This window comes from Arthrobacter sp. HMWF013, from assembly GCF_003061105.1.
Lineage (GTDB): Bacteria > Actinomycetota > Actinomycetes > Actinomycetales > Micrococcaceae > Arthrobacter.
The window spans coordinates 1-6,350 of record NZ_QAIQ01000387.1 but is presented as its reverse complement, the minus strand read 5'-3'; the positions used below and the strand labels follow the sequence as shown (position 1 = coordinate 6,350).

General features: G+C 65.5%; 8 protein-coding genes. 1 reads left to right on the top strand and 7 read right to left on the bottom strand.

Annotation, left to right across the window (positions count from 1 at the left end; genetic code table 11):
- From DBR22_RS14370 to DBR22_RS14340, 7 genes are all read right to left on the bottom strand, one after another.
- The coding region (locus DBR22_RS14370; protein WP_108599579.1) for a branched-chain amino acid ABC transporter permease at positions 1–654 on the bottom strand (654 nt) is incomplete at its 3' end.
- A gap of 5 nt (positions 655–659) precedes the next feature.
- Entirely contained in the window at positions 660–1,370 is a 711-nt protein-coding gene (locus tag DBR22_RS14365) for an ABC transporter ATP-binding protein (protein ID WP_108599578.1), read from the bottom strand.
- Positions 1,357–2,139 carry an ABC transporter ATP-binding protein gene (locus DBR22_RS14360; RefSeq protein ID WP_108599577.1) on the bottom strand — a complete coding sequence of 261 codons (783 nt, stop codon included), beginning with the start codon at positions 2,137–2,139 and terminating at the stop codon, positions 1,357–1,359. Before DBR22_RS14360 ends, DBR22_RS14365 begins: the two co-directional genes overlap by 14 nt.
- Positions 2,140–2,261: 122 nt before the next feature.
- The gene (locus tag DBR22_RS14355; protein ID WP_108599576.1) at positions 2,262–3,614 is read right to left on the bottom strand and encodes an aminomethyltransferase family protein; all 1,353 of its coding nucleotides are present in this window, start codon (positions 3,612–3,614) and stop codon (positions 2,262–2,264) included.
- A gap of 45 nt (positions 3,615–3,659) precedes the next feature.
- Entirely contained in the window at positions 3,660–3,947 is a 288-nt protein-coding gene (locus tag DBR22_RS14350) for a MoaD/ThiS family protein (RefSeq protein WP_108599575.1), read from the bottom strand.
- The gene (locus tag DBR22_RS14345; RefSeq protein ID WP_108599574.1) at positions 3,940–5,061 is read right to left on the bottom strand and encodes a WD40/YVTN/BNR-like repeat-containing protein; all 1,122 of its coding nucleotides are present in this window, start codon (positions 5,059–5,061) and stop codon (positions 3,940–3,942) included. Before DBR22_RS14345 ends, DBR22_RS14350 begins: the two co-directional genes overlap by 8 nt.
- 115 nt (positions 5,062–5,176) lie before the next feature.
- Entirely contained in the window at positions 5,177–5,377 is a 201-nt protein-coding gene (locus DBR22_RS14340) for a hypothetical protein (protein ID WP_108599573.1), read from the bottom strand.
- A 409-nt stretch (positions 5,378–5,786) separates the two neighbouring features.
- Here DBR22_RS14340 and DBR22_RS14335 point away from each other — a divergent pair, with 409 nt between their 5' ends.
- On the top strand, positions 5,787–6,296 hold the full coding sequence (locus DBR22_RS14335; RefSeq protein ID WP_258229212.1) for a hypothetical protein: 510 nt from the start codon (positions 5,787–5,789) through the stop codon (positions 6,294–6,296).
- Positions 6,297–6,350 lie beyond the last annotated feature (54 nt).

Here is a 6,350-nt window from a genome sequence, read left to right as displayed (position 1 = left end):
GTCGAGCATGCCGGGGGTCAGGGTCAGTTGCGGGGCCACCATCACGCCGGCAATGGCACCGAGGGTCGCGGCGAGCCCCCAGCCGATCATCAGCAGCCGCCCCACCGGGAGGCCCGAAAACGCGGCGGAGCCGGGGTTGTCGGCGACTGCCCGGAGCGCGAGCCCCAGCTTGGTCCGGAGGAAGAGTACCTGCAGGACCACCATGATCACGATGATGGTCAGGGTGGTGGCAAGGGACCGGACGCTCACCACAGCGCCGAGGATTTCCACGCTGGTCAAGGGGAAGAGGGAAGGGAACGGAAGGTTGTTGTAGGACCAGACGACGGCGGCGATGCCGGTGACCAGTGTCAGCAGGCCGATGGTCACCACCACGGCCGTGTCCGGGTCGCCGCGTTCGAAGCGGCGGACCAGGAACCGTTCCACCAGTGCGCCGATGAAGAAGGAGAGCACCACCGAGAGAAGGATTGCGGCAATGAGCGGCAGGCCCCACTGCACGAAGGCGTAGGCAATGTACGCGGACAAGACGGCCATCCCGCCCTGGGCAAAGTTGATCAGGCCGGTCGCCTGGTTCACCAGCACGATGGCGAGGGCCAGGGCGGCGTAGACGGAGCCGGTTGCCAGGCCGTCCACCACAAGCTGGATAAAGGTCCCCATGGTGCTCAACCCCCCAGGTAGGCGCGGCGGATCTCGTCCATGCCCTTGAGTTCGGCCGAGGTGCCGGTCAGCACGTTGCGTCCTGTTTCCAGGACAGTGGCGGTGTCCACCAGCGAGAAGGCGAGGTTGGCGTTCTGCTCCACCACCACCATGGCGATGCCGGACTCGAGCCGCAGCCGCCGGATGGCCTCATAGACGGTTTTGGCCGTGCTCGGCGCCAGCCCCAGGGACGCTTCGTCGAGCAGCAGCAGCTTGGGTTTCGCCATGAACGCCCTGGCGACAGCGAGCATCTGCTGCTCGCCCCCGGAGAGTGCCGCCGCCCGCGAGCCGATCCGGTCCTGGAGCTGCGGAAAGAGGTCGAGGCAATAGTCGACGTCGGCGGAGATCCCCTGCCGGCCTTTGCGGAGGTAGGCGCCCACCAGCAGGTTTTCACGCACCGTGAGCTGGCCCAGGGTTCCACGGCCTTCCGGTACGTGGGCGATCCCCAGCGCGGCAACCTGGTCGGGGCGGAAACCGCGGATTTCCCGGCCCTCAAACGTGATCCGTCCGCTGGTACGGACGGTGCCGCTGATGGCGCGCAGGGTGGTGGTCTTGCCCGCCCCGTTGGCGCCGAGGATACCCACCGAACCGCCCTCGGGCACGCTGAGCGACACCCCGTCGAGCACCTGCACAGGCCCGTAGGACGCGGTCACGCCGGCCAGTTCAAGCAGCGTCATCCGCGGCGTCCTTTCCGATGTAGGCCTCGATCACCCGGGGATCTGATTGCGCCTGGGCGGCAGTGCCCTCCATCAGCTTGCGGCCGTGGTCCAGCACCACCACCTGGTCGGTGAGGGCCGAGATAAGTCCCATGTGGTGCTCGACGATGACTATGGTGATGTCCTGCTCGGCACGGACCCGCTTGACGGTACTGATCAGTTGCTCCACCTCACCGTGCGACAGCCCGGCGGCAGGTTCGTCGAGCAGCAGCAGCGAGGGTTTGGAGAGCAGCGCGCGCCACAGCTCAACACCCTTGTGCAGCCCGTGTGAGAGTTCATCGGCGGGCCGGTCCGCCGCCCAGCCCAGGCCTGCGCGGTCCAGGAGTTCGAGCGCCTCCGAGCGCATCCCCCGCTCGGCCCGGACGGTGTGCGGCAGCCGCAACGCCCACGGGATGGGCCCGCCGGGGAGCCTGGTGTGGCCCCCGAGGAGCACGTTTTCCAGGACGGTGGAGTGCAGCTGCAGCGCAGGATGCTGGAAGGTCCTCGCCAGGCCCAGGCGCGAAAGGTGCGACGGTGCGCTGCCCAGGACCTCAGTGCCGTCGATGGTGATGGAACCTGAATTCGGCTTGTAGTGGCCGCTGATGCAGTTGAAAAGGGAGGTCTTTCCCGCGCCGTTGGGACCCACCAGGCCGAAGATGACGCCCGGCTCCACGTTGAAGCTCACCTCCTGCAGCACCTTGACGCCGCCGAAGTGCAGGTTCACGTCCTTCAGGCTCAGGCCTGCGGCCACCCTCTACCTCCCTGTCGCATCATTGCTCGGGATAGACGCGTCCGTCACGTCCGCACGAGACCGACGCTACGGATCGAAAACGAAATTGTCAACGATTTTGAAACGAGTTTTCGCGCCCTTTCTCATGACGTTCGGTAGCCGGCCCGCGCGTACTCGGTGAAGGGGGCCGGGGCGACAGTTGCGCGCATTTCCACCTGCCGATGGTGTTCCACCTGCGCCTTCCCGGAATTGGGTTCCTCACCCCAAAGGACTGTCACTTCGGTTCCCGTTTGGGCATGCTCGACGTCGATGGTGGCCAGGGAGAGGAAGACCTGCTCATTGGCCAGGTAGCCGACGTCGAACGAGATCCCTATCGTGTTGCCGTCCTTCAGGATCCGGTCCGTCTGGAACAGCGCGTAGCGCGACTTGGGGAGCTCGATGTACTTGGCGGGAATGCCATCGCCGAGGATGGATCCGAGCGCTTTGGTCACGTCCTCGTGGTTCCACACCAGCGTGACCTTCGTGCGCCGCTGGTTTTGGGAATGCCGCTGCAGGGCTTCTTTGCCGAGGAACTCGTGGTCGAAGGAGACCGAGCGGCCGAGCCCGATGTCGTACGGAGTGACGTAGTAGTCGGCGACCTCCGCCGAGTAGAAGCTGCCCCCGAATGAGCCCGCCTTGGAGAGGTCGAGCCATTCACGGTAGGCCTTGAGTTCGGGCTCGAAGATTGCCGGCGGCGGCGACGGCACCCAGCCGGAGCCGAGGTTCGCCGAGGAGTAGCCTTTCGCCCCGACCTGCGTGATGCCAAATTCCGCGCCGTCCGCGAGGAGTTTCGCGTGCACTGCCGCGGCATCGGCCCACGGACCCCACAGCTCGAAGCCCGGCTGCCCGGCCATGCCGTGCCGCAGAACGCCCACGTTGCGGCCCTCGATGCTGACTTCACCCATGTGGAAGAACTTCAGCTCCGGCGCCGGCTGCCCGGTGACCTTTTCGATGATGGCGGGTGCGTTCGGCCCCTGCAGTTCGTAGCGGAAGAGTTTCGGATCGCCCTTGCGGATCAGCGAATGGTCATCGCGTTCCAGCGTGAGGTCCCAGCCGCCGTCGACGATGTTGTATTCCACCCAATCGGCCAGCATCGGAAGGGCCACAAGATCGAAGGAGCCCTCGGCGAGGTGGAAGAGAATACCGTCGCCGATGAGGTAGCCGTCGTGGTTGACCGCGACCAGCTGCTTCGCGCGGCCCACGTGATAGGCGGCAGCTGAGTTGGTGCCGATCCAGGTGAAGAACTCCGTCGCGTCGGGGCCGCGGACAAAGAGGTCCGCCATATGGTGCGACTGGTCCAGCAACGCGCAGGAGTCCCGCCACGAGGCCTGCTCAGTCCGCCAGTTGGTGAACTCCGGAGTGACGGGAAAAGTGAAGGGCCGGGACTTGGCATTGCGCAGCACCTCAACGGCGCTGCCCTGCTGATCGATTGCTGACTGCAGGCTCTGGTTGGTCATGACAATTCCCTCCTGTGGAATCCAGGACGGCAACGTTGCCGTCAGTTATCCCCCCGCCACCGACTGGATGATGAGCACCTCCTGGCCCGGAGCCACTTCAGTGTCCAGGCCGTGGAGCCGGCGCACTTCGTCCCCGTCCACGTAGATATTGACGAACCGGCGAAGTGCACCGGTTTCGTCCCGCAGGCGCCTGCCCAGCACCGGGTAACCTCCTGTGACGGCGTCCAGCAGCGAAGCCACAGTCAGCGGCCCGGCAGCAGGCGCAGTCAGCACCGGCCGGCCGCCGGCCAGAGGCTGGAGGATGCTGGGCAGCAACACACTGATCTCAGGCACCGCTGGCAGCTGCCCCTGAGAGTACGGCGGCCCGGACACACAGGACGTCGGGAAGATGCGAGGCCACCTCGCGGAAGGTTTCCCCCTCATCCGCACTGGCGAATACCGTACCGCCGCGTGTGCCGAAGTAGACGCCTGCCGGTTCGGCCGTATCCACCGAGGCGGCGTCGCGCAGGACGCTGTTGTATTCGTGCCCGGGCAGTCCCGTATCCAGCCTCTTCCAGGTGCCGCCGGCGTCGTCGGTGCGGTGCACGGCAAGCTTTCCGTCAGGCGGGATCCTCTCGCCGTCGGCCTTCAGCGGGACAACCCAGGCAGTTCCTTCGCGGCGCGGGTGGGTCAGCATCACGAAACCAAAATCAGCCGGCAGGCCCTCTGCGATGGAGTTCCAGTTCTCGCCGTTATCGTCCGTGCGGTAGACGCCGTGGTGGTTCTGCGCATAGAGCCTGCCGTCGACGGCAGCGTCCGCGGCGATTTTGTGGACGCACTGGCCGAATTCAGGGTTGGGATCCGGCATGAAGTAGGCCGAGATCCCCTTGTTCCTGGGCTCCCAGGAGGTCCCGCCGTCGAGTGAGCGGTAAACCCCGCCGGTACTCATCGCAATGTGGACCTTGTCCCCGGCGGGGCTCACCACAATGGAGTGGGCGGCAGCGCCGCCATAGCCGGCACCCCATTCGCTGCGGTGGGGGTGGTCCCAGAGCCCCCGGTTGAGCTCAAAGTGCTCGCCGCCATCCGTCGACTTCCAGACGGAGATCGGTTCGGCTCCGGCCCAGACCACGCCGGGCCGCGACTCTGCGTCCGGGTAGATCTGCCAGATGCGTTCCACCGCCGCGCCGGTATCCACCGGGAAGGTGATTGCCCCTTGCTCCGGTTCGGACCACGTGGCACCCAGGTCATCGGAGTGGGCAACTGTGGGGCCCCAGTGCTCGGATCTGACGCCCACCATGATCCGCGTACGGCCGTCCCGGGTATCGATGGCGATGCTGGGGATTTCACTCATCAGGAAATGCGGGCCGGAGAAGGACCATTGCTGCCGGTCCTGGCTGGTGGCCAGCCACAGGCCTTTTTTGGTCCCGATTGCCAAGACAAAACTCTCTGCGGTTGCCATGCACCCCATGCAACCACCGCGGCCGGGCAGCCGCAACGCTTTTCTTCGCTATGTGGACTTACTTCGCCAGGTGGACCGGCAGCGCGCAACGGAGCGGCTGGTGCGCTGGTCCATCTGCTGCCTGTCAGTCCACGAATTCTGACTGGGTCTCGATAAAGTCCCAATCGGCCTCCGTGAGGACCGAGACGGGCGTGCCCGGGTGGGGCCCGCCTGCTTCGGCGATGCCCTGCAGGACAGGGAGCGGCAGCTCGTCCGCACGGAGGTTTTCCCGCAGCCACTCCTTGCTGTCCAGGTTCAGATCCAGCCACCACATGAAGATTTCCATGACCCTCACGCACCTTTCATATGCTCCAACGTTAGGCTCGGGTCCGCCATCGTTCAAGGGCCCGCCAATCCGAGTACTACCAGCCCACTTCCGGGTACATACAGGTATCGCCGCAGGTCAAAGCCATTCAAAGACGAGTACCTCCTACTCGCGACCGTGCCGTACCTGCGCCCCTAGCCTGATGTCATAAGCAAGCTGGCCATGCTGTTGGGGCATCGAGAGCCGTCGCTAACCCCTCCGCATGGTCCGTTTCACAACAGACTGGGGAGAAAACATCATGAAACGAGCCATCACAACTTTGGGGGTCGTGGGGCTGGCATTGTTCAGTGTCGCTGTACCGGCCTCCGCGGACAACGAAAACAAGGAAGAAAAGCTTGTGTCGATCTGTCACGGGGGGAACATGACCAGCATGGCTCCTCAGGGCGTTGGCGGACCGAACGGCCACAGCGGGCACCCGGACGACATCATCGAGCCGTACGATCTTCTGCCTTTGGGGTTGAACTGGAACGAGGCCGATGGCTTCAAGAACTGCGGGGTCGTGGTTCCGCCGGTCGTTGTGGTCACACCGCCGCCCGTTGTTGTCACGCCGGAGACGCCCGTCATCGTCACTCCGGAGACGCCCACCATCGTTGAACCGCCTGCAGAGGCAGTGGTTCCGGCGGGGCAGACACCGGCTGCGCAGACACCGGCACCACAGGCGGCTGCTCCGAAGGCAGCCGCTCCTCAGGCAGCCGCAAAGGTTCCCGCCGCAGCAGCCTCTGCTGTCAAGGGCACCAACCAGGGCTACAACGCGCAGACCTCGGTGGGCGGGGCGGGCGAAAGCACCACCTGGCTGGCCGGTCTGGGTGTCCTGCTCGGTGCGGGTGCCCTGGTGGCACTGCGTCGCCGGTCCGGCACGGAATCGCCGACGGCGGGCTGACGCCACCGGCTTTCGAGGACTCACACCGAGGGAGTCCCGCCGTATGAGGCGGGG

Excerpts from the sequence above, each read along its gene's own strand:
- DBR22_RS14345 (WP_108599574.1), bottom strand. The coding sequence starts at position 5,061 with ATGGGGTGCATGGCAACCGCAGAGAGTTTTGTCTTGGCAATCGGGACC.
- DBR22_RS14365 (WP_108599578.1), bottom strand. The coding sequence starts at position 1,370 with ATGACGCTGCTTGAACTGGCCGGCGTGACCGCGTCCTACGGGCCTGTG.
- DBR22_RS14340 (WP_108599573.1), bottom strand. The coding sequence starts at position 5,377 with ATGGAAATCTTCATGTGGTGGCTGGATCTGAACCTGGACAGCAAGGAG.
- DBR22_RS14355 (WP_108599576.1), bottom strand. The coding sequence starts at position 3,614 with ATGACCAACCAGAGCCTGCAGTCAGCAATCGATCAGCAGGGCAGCGCC.
- DBR22_RS14335 (WP_258229212.1), top strand. The coding sequence starts at position 5,787 with ATGGCTCCTCAGGGCGTTGGCGGACCGAACGGCCACAGCGGGCACCCG.